General features: G+C 70.7%; 16 protein-coding genes. 12 read left to right on the top strand and 4 right to left on the bottom strand.

Going from position 1 to position 18842, the window contains the following annotated elements; genetic code table 11:
• Window positions 1-18 precede the first annotated feature (18 nt).
• A complete protein-coding gene (locus GPA03_RS14120; protein WP_156252681.1) occupies window positions 19-2328 on the bottom strand; it encodes a glycoside hydrolase family 3 N-terminal domain-containing protein in 2310 nt (769 codons plus the stop codon).
• Window positions 2329-2375: 47 nt separating this feature from the next.
• On the opposite strand from GPA03_RS14120, the gene GPA03_RS14115 reads away from it, so the two are divergent.
• On the top strand, window positions 2376-4778 hold the full coding sequence (locus tag GPA03_RS14115; RefSeq protein ID WP_241681307.1) for an AAA family ATPase: 2403 nt from the start codon (window positions 2376-2378) through the stop codon (window positions 4776-4778).
• Here GPA03_RS14115 and GPA03_RS14110 read toward each other — a convergent pair.
• Together GPA03_RS14110 and GPA03_RS14105 are read right to left on the bottom strand one after the other, a co-directional pair.
• A complete protein-coding gene (locus GPA03_RS14110; RefSeq protein WP_156252680.1) occupies window positions 4705-5370 on the bottom strand; it encodes a DUF6461 domain-containing protein in 666 nt (221 codons plus the stop codon). The genes GPA03_RS14115 and GPA03_RS14110 overlap by 74 nt on opposite strands.
• A gap of 10 nt (window positions 5371-5380) precedes the next feature.
• Window positions 5381-6388, bottom strand: coding sequence for a PHP domain-containing protein (locus GPA03_RS14105; protein WP_156252679.1), 1008 nt, complete (start codon window positions 6386-6388; stop codon window positions 5381-5383).
• 40 nt (window positions 6389-6428) lie between these two features.
• Between GPA03_RS14105 and GPA03_RS14100 the strand changes: the two genes are divergently transcribed.
• The 10 genes from GPA03_RS14100 to GPA03_RS14055 all read left to right on the top strand — a co-directional run bounded on the left by GPA03_RS14100 (window position 6429) and on the right by GPA03_RS14055 (window position 16487).
• Window positions 6429-7058: a maleylpyruvate isomerase N-terminal domain-containing protein gene (locus tag GPA03_RS14100; protein ID WP_162458378.1), complete on the top strand. Its 630-nt coding sequence runs from the start codon at window positions 6429-6431 to the stop codon at window positions 7056-7058.
• Between the two features lie 47 nt (window positions 7059-7105).
• Window positions 7106-7864 carry a GntR family transcriptional regulator gene (locus tag GPA03_RS14095; protein WP_156252677.1) on the top strand — a complete coding sequence of 253 codons (759 nt, stop codon included), beginning with the start codon at window positions 7106-7108 and terminating at the stop codon, window positions 7862-7864.
• A 204-nt stretch (window positions 7865-8068) separates the two neighbouring features.
• The gene (locus GPA03_RS14090; protein ID WP_156252676.1) at window positions 8069-8794 is read left to right on the top strand and encodes an isochorismatase family protein; all 726 of its coding nucleotides are present in this window, start codon (window positions 8069-8071) and stop codon (window positions 8792-8794) included.
• Window positions 8795-8853: 59 nt separating this feature from the next.
• A complete protein-coding gene (locus GPA03_RS14085; protein WP_156252675.1) occupies window positions 8854-9549 on the top strand; it encodes a cysteine hydrolase family protein in 696 nt (231 codons plus the stop codon).
• Window positions 9550-9575: 26 nt separating this feature from the next.
• Window positions 9576-11201: an ABC transporter substrate-binding protein gene (locus tag GPA03_RS14080; RefSeq protein ID WP_156252674.1), complete on the top strand. Its 1626-nt coding sequence runs from the start codon at window positions 9576-9578 to the stop codon at window positions 11199-11201.
• 4 nt (window positions 11202-11205) lie between these two features.
• The gene (locus GPA03_RS14075; RefSeq protein ID WP_162458377.1) at window positions 11206-12156 is read left to right on the top strand and encodes an ABC transporter permease; all 951 of its coding nucleotides are present in this window, start codon (window positions 11206-11208) and stop codon (window positions 12154-12156) included.
• Between the two features lie 40 nt (window positions 12157-12196).
• Entirely contained in the window at window positions 12197-13189 is a 993-nt protein-coding gene (locus tag GPA03_RS14070) for an ABC transporter permease (RefSeq protein WP_156252672.1), read from the top strand.
• Window positions 13168-14193, top strand: a complete 1026-nt coding sequence (locus GPA03_RS14065; protein ID WP_206673572.1) for an ABC transporter ATP-binding protein — start codon at window positions 13168-13170, stop codon at window positions 14191-14193. Before GPA03_RS14070 ends, GPA03_RS14065 begins: the two co-directional genes overlap by 22 nt.
• Entirely contained in the window at window positions 14190-15215 is a 1026-nt protein-coding gene (locus tag GPA03_RS14060) for an ABC transporter ATP-binding protein (RefSeq protein ID WP_156252671.1), read from the top strand. The genes GPA03_RS14065 and GPA03_RS14060 overlap by 4 nt, the downstream gene beginning before the upstream one ends.
• Before the next feature lie 42 nt (window positions 15216-15257).
• Window positions 15258-16487 (top strand): MFS transporter, encoded by a 1230-nt coding sequence (locus tag GPA03_RS14055; protein ID WP_156252670.1) that lies wholly within the window; start codon window positions 15258-15260, stop codon window positions 16485-16487.
• Window positions 16488-16490: 3 nt separating this feature from the next.
• Here GPA03_RS14055 and GPA03_RS14050 read toward each other — a convergent pair whose 3' ends face one another.
• Window positions 16491-16838, bottom strand: a complete 348-nt coding sequence (locus GPA03_RS14050; RefSeq protein ID WP_156252669.1) for a YciI family protein — start codon at window positions 16836-16838, stop codon at window positions 16491-16493.
• 163 nt (window positions 16839-17001) lie between these two features.
• On the opposite strand from GPA03_RS14050, the gene GPA03_RS14045 reads away from it, so the two are divergent.
• The gene (locus GPA03_RS14045) at window positions 17002-18801 is read left to right on the top strand and encodes a 13E12 repeat family protein (protein ID WP_156252668.1); all 1800 of its coding nucleotides are present in this window, start codon (window positions 17002-17004) and stop codon (window positions 18799-18801) included.
• The last annotated feature ends 41 nt before the right edge of the window (window positions 18802-18842 follow it).

Here is an 18842-nt window from a genome sequence, read left to right as displayed (position 1 = left end):
TCCGTGGTCCCCGCCGGCTCACCGCTCACCGAACCGTTGGAGCAGCGCTGCCAGCGTCTCGGTCGTGAACGCCCGGCTCAGCCCCATCATCGGCACCTTGACGATCGGCATCGCCGCGAGGAACGCGTGCATGGCCGCGTCACCCGCGGCGGGATCGAGGATCGTTCCGAGCTCCTCGACCTCGGCCATCAGCGCAGGCCCGGCCTCCGGATGGGCGAGCCACTCGGCCACGGTCGAGTACGCCGTCAGCGGCGCCACGAGGGCCGGCGCCACGATCTCGATCTCGGCGCTCAGCGGCAGGTCGCGCGAGGACGCGCCGACCGCGACCGCCACGGTGCCCGGCTCGAGGACCCACTCGTGCCGGCGGACGTCCCAGTGGCTGAGGTCGCGCCGCGTGAGGGTGAGCTCCACGGCGCGGCTCTCCCCGGGCGCCAGCTCCAGCCACGCGAACCCCCGCAGCTCTCGCGGGGCCCTCGCGATCGCCGATCCCGGCCGCCCCACGTACACCTGCGGCACCGCCACGCCGCTGCGGTCACCCGTGTTGGTGACCTCGAGGCCGACGCGCACGACGGCGTCCCTCGCCCCCGTCTGCTCGGTCACCTCCGTCGCTTCGACGGCGAGCCCGGCGTACTCGAAGGAGGTGTAGGTCAGACCGTGGCCGAAGGGGTAGGAGACGTCGGCGCCGACCGCGTCGAGGCCGCGGTAGCCGATGAACAGGCCCTCGCCGTAGCGGACGGTGCCGTTCTCGCCGGGGAAGCTCAGCTGCGCCGGGATGTCGGTGAGGCGCCGCGCGATCGACTCGGCGAGCCGCCCGGAGGGTGCCGCGTCCCCCGCGACGAGGTCGATCGCGGCGCTGCCGCCGGCCTGGCCGCCGAGCCACAGCTCGAGGATCGCGTCGGCGTGCTGCTCCCAGTCGGCGACCGCGACCGCCGCGCCGTTGGCGAGCAGCACGATCGTGCGCTCGGCGACGGCGGAGACCTCACGGAGCAGCTCGACGTGGCTCGCGGGGATGTCGAGGTGGGTGCGGTCGTAACCCTCGGACTCGTCGATGGCGGGCAGCCCCAGCACCAGCACCGCCGTGGCACCGCGCGCCGCTGTCACCGCCTCGGCGCGCAGCTCGGCGTCGGAGCGCGGGTCCGCCACCTCAGCCTCCGCGAGGCGGTAGCCGGGGAAGAACGGCACCGCCGTGCCGCGCTCGGCGAGCGCGCCGACCATGCTGTCCAGGCGCGTCGGGTTGACCTGCGAGGAACCCGCACCCTGGTAACGCGGGGTGCGCGCGAGCTCCCCGATCAGCACCACGGCCCCGGCCGCACCCTCGAGATCGAGCGGGAGGGCGCCGTCGTCGTTCTTGAGAAGGACAGCGGTCCGGGTGGCGACCTCACGCGCGAGGGCGTGGTGCTGCTCGACGTCGAACGAGCCGGGCTCGGCGAGCGCGGCCTGTGCACGGGCGACCATCTGCAGCACGCGGGTGACCGCGGCGTCGAGGTGGGCCTCGTCGAGGTCGCCCGCGCGCACCGCCTCGACGATCCGGGCGTCGTTGATCCCGAACGAGGCGGGCATCTCGAGGTCGAGGCCCGCGGCCACCCCGGCCGGGCGGTCGTCCACGGCGCCCCAGTCGGAGACCACGAGACCCTCGAAGCCCCACTCCTCGCGCAGCACCTCGGTGAGCAGCCACGGGTGCTGCGAGGCGTAGGTGCCGTTGACCTTGTTGTAGGAGCACATCACGGTCCACGGCTGCGCGCGCGTGATCACGGTCTCGAAGGCCGGGAGGTAGATCTCGCGGAGCGTGCGCTCGTCGACGCGGGCGTCCACGCGCATCCGGTCGGTCTCCTGGTTGTTGACGGCGAAGTGCTTGAGCGAGGTGCCCACGCCCTGGGACTGGATGCCGGTCACCAGCGCGGCCGCGAGCTCACCGGCGAGATGCGGGTCCTCCGAGAAGTACTCGAAGTTGCGGCCGCACAGCGGGCTGCGCTTCATGTTGACGCCGGGTCCGAGCAGCACCGCGACCTCGTTCGCGCGGGTCTCGCGGCCGAGCGCCTCGCCCACCCGGAGCATCAGCTGGGGGTCCCAGGTGCTGGCGAGACCCGCCGCGGAGGGGAAGCAGGTGGCCGGGACCGAGGCGTTCAGGCCGAGGTGGTCGGTCGCTCCCGCCTGCTTGCGCAGCCCGTGCGGGCCGTCGGTGACCATGACGGCGGGGATCCCGAGGCGGTCCACCGCCTGCGTGTGCCAGAAGTCCTGGCCCGAGCACAGCGAGGCCTTCTCCTCGAGCGTGAGCTCGCGAAGGATCCGGGGGATGTCTGCCGCTGCGAACGTGCCGGTCTCGGTCATGCCACGCACCTTATTGAGGAGTCGGCGCCCGCGGGCATGATGTGCGGGTGAGTGATCCTTCGCCCGTGCTGCAGGTCACCGAGGAGTTCAGCCGCGCGCTCGACCTCTTCGAGGGCGGCAGCAACCTGTTCCTCACCGGCCGGGCCGGCACGGGCAAGTCCACGCTGGTGCGGCGGTTCGTCGAGAGCACCGACCGCCGGGTGGTGGTCGCCGCTCCGACCGGGATCGCGGCGCTCAACGTGGGTGGATACACGCTGCACCGGCTGTTCGGCTTCCGACCCGACACCTCGCTCGCGGACGTGCGTTCCGGGCGCTACTACCCGGGCCGGTTCGCCGCCACGATCGCGGGCCTGCAGACCCTCGTGATCGACGAGGCCTCGATGGTTCGCGCCGACCTCTTCGACAAGGTCGCCGCCGCGCTCGAACGGTTCGGGCCGCAGCGCGGCGAGGAGCTGGGTGGGGTGCAGGTCGCGCTCGTCGGCGACCTGTTCCAGCTCCCACCCGTGGTCTCGACGGCGGAGGCCGGGCACCTGGCCTCCGCCTATCCCACGCCGTACTTCTTCTCAGCGCGGGCCTACCGGCCCGAGATCTTCCCGACGGTCTCGTTGACCACGGTGTTCCGGCAGCAGGGCGACGACAGGCTCACCTCGGCGCTCAACGCGATCCGCGAGGGCACCCTGCTGAGCTCGGCGCGTTATGAGCTGGACGAGCGTGTCGATGTCGACTTCGAGCCGCCCGCCGCCGAGATGTGGCTGACGGTCGCGCCCACCAACCGGGTCGTGACCGCACGCAACAACGCGCGCCTGGAGGCGATCGACGAGCCCGAGATCGTGCAGCACGCCTGGGCCAGCGGTGACCTCGACGGGTTCGACCCACCTGTCCCCGACGTGCTCCGGTTCAAGGTCGGCGCCCAGGTGATGCTGCTCAACAACGACCCGAGCGACCGGTGGGCCAACGGCACGCTCGGCACGATCGTGGGGTTCGACCCCCATGACCAGGCTGCCACGGTGCGGCTGCAGAACGGGCGAGTGGTCGCCGTCGGGCATCACACCTGGGACGTGACCCGGCCGGTGGTGGCGGGCGGCTCCATGCGGCACGAGATCGTGGGCACGTACACGCAGCTGCCGTTCACGCTGGCGTGGGCGATCACGATCCACAAGAGCCAGGGCCAGACGATCGACCGGCTCGTGGTCGACCTGCGTGGCGGCACGTTCGACTACGGGCAGCTGTACGTGGCGCTGAGCCGGTGCACCTCGCTCGAGGGGCTGGTGCTGCGGCGGCCGGTGCTGCCGAAGGATATGAAGGTCGACCGCAGGGTGGTGCGGTTCCTGCAGGGCAGCGCGGGCAGCGGCGCGAAGCACCGCCGCTGCGCCATCGGGGTGCTGACGGTCGGCGAGGAGGGGCAGCGGTCGCGGCCGCGACCGGTGGAGCTGGCGGTCGCGTTCGAGGACGGCACGGCGATCAGCACCCTCGTCAATCCTCAGCGCGACCTCGCCGACGCGCGCTCGGCGTACGGGATCGGCGTCGACGACGTGCTGCTCGCACCCACGCTCGCGCAGGCGTGGGCGGTGATCGCCCCGATGCTGGCGGGGTGCACGCCGGTGGGCCCGGATGTGGACGAGCTGCTCGGGTTGCTGGATTTCGAGCTCAAGCGGCTCGGGCACGTGATCGTGCTGCCCCTGGGTGTGCCCACGCGGGGCCGCGCAGGTGGCCGGAAGGCGCTCGAGCGGGCAAGGGCGGCGCTCGCCGCGGCCGAGGGGATCGACGGCGGTGGGGCGGCCACGGCTTTCGCACTCACCGACGAGCTCCCCGACGCGGGCTGCCTGGTGAGCCGCGACGCGGGGGTCGAGGCACCAGCCCTGGTCGAGATGCCGATGCTGTCGGCCTACCTGGAGCTGAGCCGACAGCTCGGCCCGCTGCTGCGGGGGGAGGCCGAGCAGGTGGAGCTGATCGCGGGTCCCGAGGCCGGACCGGCACGCGAGGTGATCGCGACCCAGCTGCGCGAGGCCGCCGCTGCCACGCCACTGACCGCCGAGGTGGTGCGGCGGCTGCAGGCGGTCGAGAAGTCGCTCGGGCTGAGCGTCCTGTCCGAGGAGCTGCTCGCCGAGAGCGCGGTGCCCGACATCGCCTCGGTGCTGGTCACGGGCACCCGGGTGTGCTTCACGGGCATGATCCAGCTCCCCGACGGGCGGCTGCTCGACCGAGACGACGCCCACGACCTCGCCCTGCGCGCCGGCCTCGTGCCGGTCGCCAACGTGAGCAAGACCCGCTGCGACGTGCTCGTGGTGGCCGAGGCCGGCACCCAGTCCGGCAAGGCCCGCAAGGCGCTCGAGCTCGAGAAGCCGGTCTACACGGCCGAAGAGTTCCTCGCGTGGTTCAGGGAGACGACGGGGGTGTCAGCGAGTACGCCGTCGGCCGTGCCTCCAGCTCCGCCCAGAGCTCGCTGGTGAGCCACGCACCGGTGAGCTCCTGCTGAGCTTCGATCCCCCAGCGCAGCTGCTCGACCAGATCCTCCGGCGGCGCACCGATCTGCTCAGTCAGCTGCGGCAGTCGCTCGATGCCGTGGGGCTGTCCGAAGATGCCGGCGACGACCTCGCCATCGACCGCAATCTCGACCTCGGTGTCGTAGTTGACGCTCCAATAGACCATCACCGCCGTACCGCCCTGCGAGGCCGCTTCGAGCACCGCCGGGTTCGTCCCGACGTATCCGATGGGCTCGACGACGATCACCCCCTCGCCCACCGGGGCGATGACCGCCCATGCCGGCTGCTCGCCCCCGGTCCACGGCGCGTCGAGGTGCTCGCTGGGCAGCACCGGGGCACCACCTGCACCGAACGCCGCGAGCACGGTGTCGAGGCTCGTACCCCCGATCGCGGTGATCGTGGCGGCCTCGAAGGCGTCGACCGCCCAGTCGGGCTCGCTCGAGTGCGATACATCCGCGCTCGACGGCGACATGCCCGTGCGCTCCGGGTCTGCTGCTCCCCCGCCGGTGCACGCGACGGCGAGCAGCGCCACGGCTGCCGCCACTGCTCCGTACGTCACCCTGCGCACGTCAGCGGGTCCACGCGAGCAGGTCGTCCGCCGCCATCGTGTTGATGATGCGGTCACGCTCGATGCCGAGCTTGGCCACGCGCGCGCACCCGTAGTCGAGGAAGTCGAGCTGGCCGGGGGCGTGGGCGTCGGTGTTGACGGCGAACTCGCAGCCGGTCTCCATGGCGAGCTCCAGCAGGTCGGTGGGTGGGTCGCGCCGCTCGGGGCGAGAGTTGATCTCGACCGCGACGCCGAACCGGCGGCAGGCCTCGAACACCAGCTCGGCGTCGAAGGTCGACTGCGGCCGGGTGCCACGGCCTCCCGTGATCAGCCGGCCGGTGCAGTGCCCGAGCACGTCCACGTGCGGGTTCGCGACGGCGTGGACCATGCGGCGGGTCATCTGCTCGGCGGGCATGCGGAGCTTGGAGTGCACCGACGCCACCACGATGTCGAGCTCCGCGAGCAGCTCGGGCTCCTGGTCGAGCGCACCGCCATCGAGGATGTCGACCTCGATGCCGGTGAGGATCCGGAACGGTGCCAGCTCGGCGTTGAGCGCCTTGACCCGGCGGATCTGGTCGCGCAGCCGGTCGGCCGAGAGCCCGTTGGCGACCGTGAGGCGCGGCGAGTGGTCGGTGAGCACCAGGTACTCGAGCCCGGTGCCGATCGCAGCGGCTGCCATGTGCTCGATCGGGGAGCCGCCGTCGGACTCGTGGGAATGCGTGTGCAGGTCGCCCCTGATCCAGGCGCGCACCTCGGCGGCTCCGGGTGCCAAGGCCTCCGCGCCCGACTCGAGCTCGGCGAGGTAGTCGGGCACACCGCCGTCGAGCGCCTGGGTGGCGACCAGGGCGGTCTTGGGCCCGACGTCGGCGAGCTGGGTGAGCTGCCCTGCCGCCGCCAGCTGGGCGACCTCGTCGGGTCCGATCGCCTCCAGCCGGTCCGCAGCCTTGCGGTAGGCCTTGATCCGGTGGGTCTGCTCGAGCTGGCGCTCCAGCAGGAACGCGATGCGGCGAAGCGCGACGACGGGGTCCACCCCGCCATCTTCCCGCGCCCAGCGGATATATCGTGGTCGCATGCCGCTGAAGTTCGTCCGGGCTGTCGAGGCGATCACCCCGCTGGTGCGCTCGCCCGAGGTCGCGGCGCGCTGGGACGAGGAGTCAGCGCTCCCGGGCATGACGGTCGGCGGGCTGACCCGGCACCTGGTCAGCCAGCCGGAGTGCGCGGTCGAGTTCCTCGCGATCGAGTTCCCCACCGACCGGGTACGGGTGCTGTCACTGATCGAGTACGCCGACCAGCTCGACTGGCTCGACGCGCCCACCGACGCGCCCGAGAACACCTCGATCCGGGACGACTTCAACGAGATGGGCGGCGCCGGCGTCGAGGACTCGGTCGCGGTGCTCGACGCCGCACTCGCCGGCCTGGGTCCCGCCATCACAGCCGCCGGCCCGACGACGTTCGTGCCCTGGCAGGGCTGCGCGCTCGCGACCGACGACTTCCTCGTGATGCGGTTGCTCGAGACCGTGGTGCACGCCGACGACCTCGCGGTCAGCGTCGGGCTGCCGACGCCCGCCTTCGAGCCTGAGGTCATGGAGCCGGTCGTGGAGCTGCTGGCCGCGCTCGCGCTGCGACGGCGCGAGCCGATCGACGTGGTGCGTGCGCTCGCAAGGGCTGAGCGAGAGCGCGGGCCGACCTCGGCGTTCTGAGGCGGTCGTGTGACATCCTCGAAACACCCGCCGGTTAGCGTCCGACCGTGGCGCAACCGATCGTGGCGACCTGGCGCCGCGCGCGTGATGCGCGCCGGCTGGCGAACGTGCTGCGCTCGCACATCCTCCGCCAGTACGGCACGGGACAGCGCTTCATGAGCGAGCAGGACCTCGCCAGCGCGTACGCGGTCAGCCGCAACCTCGCGCGCGACGCACTCGCGCTCCTGCAGGCCGAGGGCGTGATCTCGCGCCAGCAGGGCATGGGCACCTTCGTGGCGTCGTCGAAGCAGCTGAACGGTGGTCACGGACCGGTGCGCGGGTTCTCGTTGCGCGAGGGCGCGTACCACGAGGTGCTCGCGCTCGGCCCGATCCCTGCCACGACGCCGGTCGCGGAGATCCTGGAGGTCTCGATCGACGAGAGCGTGGTGCTGCTCGAGCGGCGCACCGTCGTGGCCGCGGAGCCGGTCGCGATCTGGACCAGCTACCTGCCCAGCGGCATCGCCGGGGACCTCGGGCCTGAGGACCAACGGCTCTGCGGTGACTACTACGACGTTCTCGACGAGCTCCTCGTGGACGAGGGCGGTGTGCTGGGCGTCGAGCAGAACGTCGATGCCACGGTCGCTCGGGGTGATGCCGCCCAGCTTCTCGGCGTCCCCGAGGGGTCAGCGCTGATCCGGATCGAGCGCCGCGTCTACTCGGGCGCCAAGCGCGTCGTGGACTACGGCTTCGGTGTGCTGCGCGCCGATCGGATCGCCATCGGGACCTGGCAGACGCGGGGTCCAGCGGTGGTCCCGGCCTTCGCCTGAGCAGCGGCAACCCATGCGCAGGGGGTGCGCAAGGGTGGCGTAACCAGGGCGCTTCGCACCATCGGTACAGGTCAGCGCCCCGCAGCGATGCCTGGCACCTGAATTAACGGTGCAGAAATCGGCGGGGTCCCCGGCGCGACACGGGACTGCCCCAGCCTTCATCTCACAGCCGTTCCACCACCGACGTGAGAAGTGAAGGCCACCATGGACGAGATCTGGACCCCCTTTCTGACCGAGCAGGACGTCGAGCACCTCGCGTCCTCGGGCTGGGCCAAGACCCAGCCGTTCGGTTTCGGCAGCAAGCCGGCCCTGCTGATCATCGACGACTATTACAGCGTGCTCGGGCTGGACCGCGAGCCGCTGATGGAGTCGGTGAAGAAGTGGCCGATGTCCTGCGGGCTGCAGGGCTGGGAGGCGATCGACCGGACCGTGCCGCTGCTCGAGGCGGCACGCGCCACGGGCATCCCCGTGATCCACGCCAAGGGCATGGATCGGTTCCCCTCGCCGTGGGCGGCCAGCCAGCCCGCCAGCCGCCGCCCCACCGACCTGCTCACCGAGGCCGAGAAGGCCCGGGGCGGCGAGATCGTCGCCGAGCTGGCCCCGATCGAGGGCGAGGTCGTCATCGAGAAGGCCGCCGCCAGCGCCTTCCACGGCACGCCCCTGAACTTCCACCTCAACTATCTCGGCGTCGACACCGTCATCGCGTGCGGCGAGACCACCAGCGGGTGCGTGCGCGCCTCCGTGGTGGACGGCGCCACCTTCCGCTTCCGCATGGGCGTGGTCGCCGAGTGCTGCTTCGACCGCACCGAGGCCTCCCACGCGATGAACCTCTTCGACATGCACACCAAGTACGCCGACGTCGTCGACGTCGCCTCGACGGTCGCGTACTTCGAGTCGGTTGCCACCCAGCGCACCCGCACCGCCGCCTGACCCGACCACCGCACCCACCCACAGACGGCTCCCGCCGCCCGCCCCGAAGGAGAAACACCATGACCTGGACCGCCCCGCCCGCTCGCGTCGTCCTCGACATCGAGATGCCCCAGCCCCGCCCGTTCGAGCTCGACCCCGCCACCACGCTCGTGCTCGTGGTCGACATGGAGAACTTCTTCGTGCACAACACCGAGCGATTCTCCTCGCGCATGACCGACACGATCGAGGGCAACAAGCGCCTGATCGAGAAGGCCCGTGCCGCCGGCGCCCCGGTCGTCTACATCCAGTCGGTGCGCAAGCCGGAGGCTCTTGAGGTCACGCGCTTCGGGTGCAACCCCATCCTGGCGGAGGGCTCCGACGGCGTGGAGATCGCTCCCGAGATCGCTCCCCTGCCGGGTGAGCCGGTCGTGCAGAAGTGGAGCCACGACCCGTGGGCGGGCACCACCCTCGAGCAGGTCTTCGCCGACCTCGGCGCCGACCCCCAGAGCTGGACCGTGCTCGTCACCGGGGTCTCCGCGGCCGTGTGCGCGCATGCCGCAGCGCTCGGCTGCAGCAACCGCCACTACATGACCCTCATCCCGATGGACTGCACGGCCGCCGGCTCGGTCGAGGAGGAGGCGCGGGTCTACGCCCAGTACATGAGCGGAGGCTACGAGTTCAACATGGCCTTCACCCACAGCGAGCTCGTCGAGTTCGTCCCCGGCGCCGTCGCCGCCGAGACCCAGGTCCGCGAGCGCACCCCGCTCACCGTCTGATCCCCCCCTCCTCCTAGGAGCCCCACGTGAGACGTCTCCCTTCACGCCGCCTCGTCGTCGTTCTCGGCAGCGCGTTGCTGCTGTCCGCCTGTGGTGCCGCCGGTCAGCAGGCGCCGACCTCGGACGAGTCCGGCTCCGCCTCCGACGAGCCGCCCGCCCTCACCGAGATGGTGGCGCCAGAGGACCGGGTGCTGGCCGATGACCAGAACCTGGTGGTCCGGCAGTACTCCGAACCGGTCGGCTTCGACCCGGCCACGCTGTTCCGCATCGACACCGAGATGATCGCGCTCAACATCTACAACGGGTTGACGTCGTTCGACCCGGTCACGGGTCAGCCGTTGCCGGGTCTCGCCGAGAGCTGGGACATCTCCGAGGACGGCCTGGTCTACACGTTCAACCTCGTCGAGAACGCGACCTGGCACTTCGACTACGGACCGTTCACTGCTGCCGACGTCGTCTACAGCTACGAGCGGATCCTCGACCCGGCCACCGGTTCGCAGTACCGCGCAGAGCTGGGCAGCATCCAGGAGATCGTCGCGCTCGACGACTACACGGTGCAGATCACTCTGAACGCACCCGACGCGAACTTCCTGCTGCAGGTGACCAACAACCACCAGGGGCAGATCGTCAACCAGCAGGCGATCGAGGACTTCGGGGCCGACTACCCCCGAAACCCGGTCGGCACAGGCCCGTTCTACCTGGAGTCCTGGACGCCGAACGCGACCCTGGTGCTGCAGCGTCACGAGGACTACTTCCTCGGCGCCGCGGATCTCGAGAGCGTGACGTTCGAGCTGATCACCGACGCCGCAGCGGCCGAGACCGCCTTGCTCAACGGTGAGGTCGACGCCGCGGCCGGCATGAACAGCCTGAGCGCCGAGCAGTTCGACCGCGTCTCCTCGACCGAGGGGATCTGGGTCAGCACGGCCGAGGGGTACACCACCAACGCCTGGTTGTTCGGCTCGGAGTTCGAGCCGTTCAGCGACCAGCGGGTGCGTCAGGCGTTCGTGATGGCGCTCGACAACACCGCGATCCTCGAGGCCATCGCGCCTCACAGCGCGCAGTCCTGGCAGGGAATCCTGCCGCCGTGGATGGCGGAGACCGACACCTCGATCGAACCCATCCCCTACGACCCCGACGGAGCCAAGCAGCTGCTGGCCGAGGCCGGGTATCCGGACGGCTTCACCGTGCGGCTGATCACCACGGCACCGACCGAGACCGCGATCCTGCAGCAGGACTTCCTGGCACAGGTGGGCATCACGCTCGAGTTCGACATCGTCGAGGTCCCGGTGTTCAACGAACGGCGCCAGTCGGGTGACTTCGACCTCTCGTTCCGGGTGTACCCGGCGATCAACCCCGACACGCTGCTGCGGGGCTACCTGCACCCCGAGAACGCGGCACCGATCGGGATGAACGGGTCGAAGTACGACAACGCCGAGATCACGGCGCTGCTCGACCAGGCTCGTTCCGAGCTCGACCAGGATGCGCGCTACGCGCTCTACGCACAGATCCAGCAGATCGTCGCCGACGAGGTCATGTACCCCGCCTCCGCGGCCACGAACCAGAGCTGGGCGATGTCGGAGACCGTGCGCAACGTCCAGGTCAACCGGCTGGCCGGCGTGGACCTCTACCCCGTCTACATCTCGGCGGAGTAGGCGGATGCTGCGCTACGCAGGGCGCCGGATCACCGCGATGATCCCCGCGCTCCTGGTGATCATCGTGCTGGTGTTCGCGCTGCTGCGGATGATCCCGGGTGATCCGGCGGTCTTCATCGGTGGCGAGAACATCGGCCCCGAGGCGCTGCAGGCGCTGCGGGAGCGGCTCGGCCTGGCCGCTCCGCTCCCGCAGCAGTTCCTCGACTACCTCGCCTCGCTCGCGCGGTTCGACCTCGGCCGGTCGCTGCACACCCAGCTGCCGGTCACCTCGATCATCGGCAACGCCATCACCTTGACGGCGACGATCGCGATCACCTCCACGGTGCTCGGGCTGCTGATCTCGGTACCGCTGGGCGTGGTGGCGGCGTACTCCAAGAGCAAGGGTCGCAACCGCGGCGACGGCGCTCTGATGGCTGTCGTGATGGTCCTGGACAACGTGCCCAGCTTCTGGCTCTCGCTGCTGCTGATGCTCGGGCTCTCCTACGGGCTGGGTCTGTTCCCGATCTCGGGAGCGGTCTCCTGGTCCGACCCCGGCGCGATGGCGGCGCGGCTGGCGCTGCCGGTCATCGTGCTCGCGATCGGGCAGGTCGCGGCCCTGACCAGGGTCACCCGGTCCGCCGTCGTCGAGACGCTCGGCAGGGACTACGTGCGCACCGCCCGCGCCATGGGCACGCCGGAACCCACGATCCTGTTCCGGCACGCACTGCCCAACGCGGCGCTGCCGATCATCACGATGACGGGTCTCAGCTTCGGCCGGCTGCTCGCCGGCACGGTGATCGTGGAGGCGATCTTCTCGATCCCGGGCATCGGCACCCAGCTGATCCAGGCGATCACCGGTCGCGACTACCCGGTGGTGCAGGGCCTGATCCTCGTCTACGCCCTGATCTTCCTGACGATCAACGTCGTCACCGACGTCGTCTACACCCGCGTCGATCCCCGCGTGCGGCTCGCATGAGCGCCGCGCCCACCCCCGCAGCCCACCCACGGAGGTCCCGATGACGCTCCACAGCACCGAGACACGGCCGCCCGAGGCCACCGCCCCGCCAGCGCCCGACGCCACCGCCGAGGTCGCACCTGCCGCCGCTGCAGCCCCAACCGAGCCGAGCATGGTCCGGGCCGGCGTCCGCAGCTTCTTCCGGAACCGGAACAACGTGATCGCCTGCGCGATCATGGTGCCGCTGGTCTCGATCGCCCTGCTCTCACCCTGGCTCCCGCTGGGCAACCTCACGCAGTCGAACCTGCTGGCGTCGTTGGCGCCACCCAGCCTCGAGCACCCGTTCGGCACCGACAAGCTCGGCCGAGACATCCTGGCGCGCACGTTCGCCGGGCTGCGGATCTCGATCCTGGTCGGGCTCGCCGCGGCGACGATCTCGCTGCTGGGCGGCATGATCATCGGCACGCTGGCCGCGACGCTCGGGAAGCGGGTCGATGCGGCGGTCTCCAGCCTGGTCGACGTCCTCATGGCCTTCCCCGCCGTGCTGATGGCGATCGTGATCGTCGCGGTCTTCGGCCCCGGTCCCGTCCAGCTGATCATCGCGCTGGGGATCGCATCGATGCCGGCGGCGATCCGGCTGCAGCGCTCGCTCGCCCTGAGCATCGTCTCCAGCACCTACATGGACGCCGCCCGGATGGCGAACGCCTCCGCGTGGTGGAACGTGCGGCGGCACATGCTGCCGAACAGCGTCGCTCCGATGATGGTGGTGGCCTCCATCTACGCCGCCGAGGCGATCCTGGCCGAGGCCGCGCTGTCCTTCCTCGGGCTGGGCGTGGTGCCGCCGACACCCTCGCTGGGCAACATCATCGCCGACGGCCAGAACTACCTGCGCGAGGCCTGGTGGATCTCGACCATCCCCGGTCTGACCATCGTGCTGCTGTCGCTGAGCCTGCACTTCTTCTCCGACGGCGTCCGGGAGCAGCTCGATCCCGCCCTCCGCGCCACCGTCATGCGCGCACGAAAGGAACGCCGATGGATGCGTCGCAGCAGATGAGCCCGGAGATCGCCGTGGAGGTGCGCGGGCTGAGCGTCGAGTTCCCGACGGCGAACGGACCGGCCCGGGCGGTGACCGACGTCAGCCTGTCCGTGGCACGCGGCGAGCGCCTCGCGATCGTCGGAGAGAGCGGCTCGGGCAAGAGCGTGCTGTCGCTGGCGCTCATGGGCATCGTCGGTGGCTCGGGCACGATCACCGGAGGCGAGGTGTGGCTGCAGGGTCAGGACCTGCTGGCCCTGAGACCTGAGCAGCTGCGCCGCGCCAGGGGACGGGACATCGCGATGGTGTTCCAGGACCCGGGCACCTCGCTCAACCCCGTGATCTCGATCGAGGCGCAGATCGTGGCACCGCTCCGCCGTCATCTGGGCCTGTCACGGGCAGCGGCGCGCGAGCGCGCGCTGCAGCTGCTCGCCGAGACCGGCCTGCCCGACCCGGCGCGGACCCTGGCCGCGTTCCCGCACCAGCTCTCCGGCGGCATGCGGCAGCGCGTGATGATCGCGATGGCGGTCGCGTGCGAGCCCACCGTGCTGCTGGCCGACGAGCCGACGACGGCGCTCGACGTCACCATCCAGGCCCAGATCGTGGACCTGCTCTCCCGGCTGAGCTCCGAGCGCGGCTCCGCGGTCGTGTTCGTCACGCACGACATGGGGCTGGTGGCGCGGTTCGCCGACCGTATCGCCGTCATGTACGCCGGGCGCATCGTGGAGTCGGGTCCGGTGCTCGACGTCTTCGCCGCTCCGCAGCACCCCTACACGCGTGGGCTGCTCGCATCGATCCCGGCGGTCGACGGGCCGCTGCCCGACAGGCTCACCCAGATCGACGGCTCTCCTCCCCCGCTGACCGAGCTGCCTGCAGGGTGCGCCTTTGTCGACCGGTGCCCCTCGGCGCTGCCGCAGTGCAGCTCGTCCCAGCCGGCGTTGACCGAGCGCAGGCCCGGGCAGGTGGCGGCCTGCTGGGCGACCGCGACCATCGACGTTTCCCACCGAGAGGCGGTATCGGCATGACGACCACGGAGCACGACCTCGAGATCGAGCTCGACCCCAAGCCGGTGCACGACCGACCCCTGCTCGAGGTGATGGGGCTGACCAAGCACTTCACGGTCGGCCGGGGTCGCACACGAGCGGTCGTCCGCGCGGTCGACGGCCTCGACCTGACGATCCGCCGTGGCGACACGGTGGGCATCGTCGGTGAGTCGGGGTGCGGCAAGACCACCACAGGTCGGGTGCTCGCCGGTCTGGAGTCGCCTACCGGCGGCGAGATCGTCGTCGACGGGCGCCAGCGCGTGGACGAGTCCACGAGAGCCAGCCGTCGGGACCTGCGCTCGCTCCGCCGTCGGATCCAGATGATCTTCCAGGACCCGCTCGCCTCGCTCGACCCCCGGATCCCGGTCGGCGAGTCGATCGTGGAGGCGCTGGCCACGCAGAGGATCGGGACACCGCAGGAGCGGCGCGCCCGCGCGGTCGCGCTGCTGCAGCGCGTCGGCCTGAGCGCCGCGATGGCCGATCGGTATCCGGCCGAGTTCTCGGGCGGTCAGCGCCAGCGCATCGGGATCGCGCGAGCACTCGCCGTCGGGCCCGACCTCGTCATCGCCGACGAACCGACGAGCGCCCTCGACGTGTCGGTGCGTGCGCAGGTGGTCAACCTCATGCGCGACCTGCGCGACGATCTCGGCGTCGCGTTCCTATTCATCTCGCACGACATGGCCACCGTCCGGTACCTGTGCGACGAGGTCGTCGTGATGTATCTGGGGCGGGTGATGGAACGGGCACCTCGGGAGGCCCTGTTCGCGGAGCCGAAGCACCCGTACACGCAGGCGCTGCTGGCTGCGGTGCCGGTTCCGGACCCGGTGCGCGAGGCCCAGCGCGAACGGGTGGTGCTCAGCGGCGACCTGCCGAGCCCGGTGGCACCGCCGCCGGGCTGCCGGTTCAGCACGCGGTGCCCGCTGGCCACCGACCTGTGCCGCACCACCGAGCCCGAGCTCACACCGCTGCCCGGCGGGCGGGCAGCCGCCTGCCACTACGTCTGACCCGACCCGTTGACGAGAAGGCCCGGCACCGTGAGGAGAACCATGCCCAGAACACGCGTGATCAGCGCGAACCTGGTGATCGTCGCCGGGCTGGTGGCTGCCACCCAGATGTCGTGGGGCGTGGTGATCCCGGTGATGCCCGTGCTGGCGGAGAACCTCGACGCCAGCGTCACCGACCTGGGGCTGCTGATCGCGCTGTTCGGGCTGGGTCGGTTGTTCGCCAACATTCCTGCGGGGCGGTTGGCCGAGCGGGTGAACCAGAAGTGGCTGCTGCTCGCCTCGGTGGTCGCCGTCGTGGTGTGCATGGCGCTCAGCGGTTTCGTGAACGACCTGCAGCAGCTGTTCGTGCTGCGGGTGCTGACAGGGATCGGTGGCGGCTTCGCCGTGACGGTCGGCAACACCTTCATCACCTCGACCACCGCACCCTCCAGTCGTGGTCGGGCGCTCGGGACGCTGCACGCTTTCCAGCTGGCCGGTGGTGCCCTCGGACCGGCCGTGGGCGGCTTCGTGTCCGCCTGGAGCGGACCCGCCGCCGCCTTCCTGGTCTCGGGGGCCGCGGCTGCGGTGTTCGCCGTCGCAGGGGTGGGCTGGCTGAGAAGCCCAGCGCGGCACACCCCGATGATCACCGCCGACGCACCCGCCGTCGTCGCGCGGCAGTGGCTGCTGCGCGACCGCAGCATGGTGGCGATCTGCGTGGTCGGCTTCGCGGTGTTCTTCGCTCGTTTCGGTGGCCAGCAGTTCCTGGTACCGGTTCTCGCCTACGAGCAGGCCGAGATGACCGAGGCACAGCTCGGCCTCGTGCTGGGCGTCATCGCCGGCCTCAACATCGCGCTGATCGGGCTCGCCGGGTGGTTCACCGACCGGTATGGGCGCAAGGCCGTGATCGTGCCCGCGATGCTGATCAGCTCGTTGGCGTTCCTGGGCTACTCGTTCGCGACGACGCTCAGCACGTTCATCATCGTGTCCCTGGTCGTCGGGCTGTTCACCAGCGTGGCTGCACCCGCGCAGGTCGCCTACCTCGCCGACATCGCGCCCGTCGGTCGGCAGGGCAGCGCCGTCGGGATGTATCGGACCTTCGGGGATCTCGCGGCGCTCGTCGGGCCCGTGGTGCTCGGGGTGCTGGTCGAGCAGCAGGGTGGGTGGACCGGCGTGGTGACCGTGAGCGCGTGCGGCACGGCCGCGACCCTCTTCTTCTGGGCCCGCGCGCGCCGGACCCGCCCGGTCGAGGCTCCCGCGCCAGCTGAGAAGGCGGCCGCCGCAGCGGCCGCCTGAGGTTCAGCCGGGCATCTGCACGAACTCGCGGACCTCGACGGCGTTCGCCCAGGCCATCGGGTGTCCGGCTGCGATCGCGACGGCGTCGTCCATCGAGTCCGCCTCGATGATGTCCAGGCCGACGATGACCTCGCTCACCTCGGAGAACGGGCCCTCCGTGCGCTCGACCTTGCCTGCACGCACGCGGACGGTGGCTGCCTGCGAGGCCGGCTGCAAGGGGTCGCCGGTGACGTACTTGCCGGCGTCGACGACGCCCTGCCACCACTTCTCGACGTCGGGTGCCTGCTCGCGGTCCGCCTCGCTCGCGGGGACGGTCGTGTCGGTCGTGATGAGGAGCAGGTAGTTGGCCATCAGAGTTCTCCATCCGGTTCGTGGTGTCTGTCAGCGTGCGCTGACACCAGGGTGACGGATTGGGCTGACGGAACTCGACAAATGGATCGACAGAGAGCCGCTCGCGGTCCTGCACGATCTCACCGCAGTGACGGATGTCGGTGGTGCGTAGTTGAGTTCTCGTATGGATGTTCTACCTCTAGGTCTGGTCGGTGACGGGGCGCTGCGCGCTGCCGTGGCCGCTGATCGTGAGGTGACGCGCATGGAGGGTGCTCGGCTCGATCATCTGGCGCAGTACCTGGCCGAGGCCCGGCAGGGCTACGTGGCGCCGCCGGTGGTGCTGCCCGGTGAGGAGCTGTTGCTGCGGCTGGGTGGGGTGGGGACCCCGGAGGTGGCCGAGTTCACGGTCTGCGAGGTAGCCGGGGCGCTGGGGCTGTCGCAGGCCGCCGCCACGGGGTTGTGCGCTGACGTGCTGGATCTGACGTTCCGGTTGCGGGAGGTCGCGCAGTGCGTGCGCGCCGGGGTGCTGCCGTTCGTGCGTGCACGGATGATCGCGCGTCGCACCCGGGAGCTGTCGGTGGCCGAGTGCGTGCTGGTGCAGGCGCGGTTGATGCGCCTGCGTGACTCCGGGCGGGGTCCGATGCCGGTGGCAGCGCTGGTGCCGATGGGCAGGCTCAAGGACATGGTCGACCAGGCGGTGCTGACCGTGCGTGGCCCCGAGACGGTGGCGCAGGCCGAGGCGAAGGTGGCGGCGTCGTTGTACGTGGAGGTCGTGCACCAGGCCGGCGGAGCCACGGATCTCGCGGCCGCCGATGCGGCCCGGTTGGATGCCCTGCTGGATGAGATCGCGGGCTGGTTGGCCCAGGTCGGCGACGAGCGCCCGAAGAAGATCCTGCGTGCCGTGGCTCTGGGCCTGCTGGCCGATCCCGACCTGTTGAGCGCCCTGTCCGAGATGCAGACTCAGCAGCCCAGCGCAGGCAACGACGTCGGTGCCGCACCCGACGAGCTGGTCGACTCGGACGTCCCCGCGGCTCCCGTCCCCTCCCCTGTCCCTGCCGAGACGCCCGCCGCAGCGGGAATCGCGGGCCTACCTGCAGGCGTGTTGGAGAAGCTGAGGCGGATGCGGTCCACGGTGCTGTACGTCCACCTGGATCGGGCGTCGGAGACGTGGTGCGAGGAGAAGGCCGGTGCGCTGAGCAAGGAGCAGGCACGTCAGATCGTGGGGCACTCCAACGTGGCCATCCGGCCGGTGCTGGACCTGGCCGAACCGCTGACCTACACCGGGTACGTGGCACCGCCGAAGCTGAAGGAACAACTCGCACTCCTGAACGCCGGCTACTGCACCTTCCCCTATTGCACCAGACGCGCACGCGTCAGCGACGTCGACCACCGACGCAGCTACGCCACCGGCGGCCCGACCGCCACCGCCAACACCCATCGACCCTGTCGCAAGCACCACCGCGTCAAGGACAAGGGCGGCTGGCGGGTCGTCAGTCCCGCCCCCGGGATCTGGATCTGGACCTCCCCAGCCGGTGCCCTGTGGCTCGTCACCAATGGCACCACCACGCCACTGAACGGCATCTTCACCGCGCCCCAGAACCGCATCGTCACCATGCCCCCGGACGTCGGCTCCATCGCCTTTCCGGACGGCACTCTCTCCACGTCACTGGACAGCGGTTCCACGGTGCTCGCACTCGGAAGCGGTCGCGAAGCCGGCGCCACACCCACGGGCGACGGACACGCACCGACCGCAGACCCAGCGGCCGAAGGCCGAGAGGGCTCGCGCGCCTCCGAGACCAAACCGAGCACCGGATCGAGCAACACCTATCCCGCGGCCGTTGATCCGGGAGCCTCCAACCCGGCAGCCTCAGTCCCGCCCAGCGCCGGAAATACCCGCGGACCCAAAGACGCCGGCACCCCGACCAACCACCCACTGACACCCGACGAGTACGACGTCACCTACAACTTCATCGACACCGGCTGACGCCACCCACGCCGACGGTCGATCGCGATCGCTAGTCCAAT

It is taken from the genome of Pseudactinotalea terrae (genome assembly GCF_009733845.1).
Classification (GTDB): Bacteria; Actinomycetota; Actinomycetes; order Actinomycetales; family Beutenbergiaceae; genus Pseudactinotalea; species Pseudactinotalea terrae.
The sequence above is the reverse complement of the archived record's forward strand: the minus strand, read 5'-3'. Positions and strand labels throughout refer to the sequence as shown.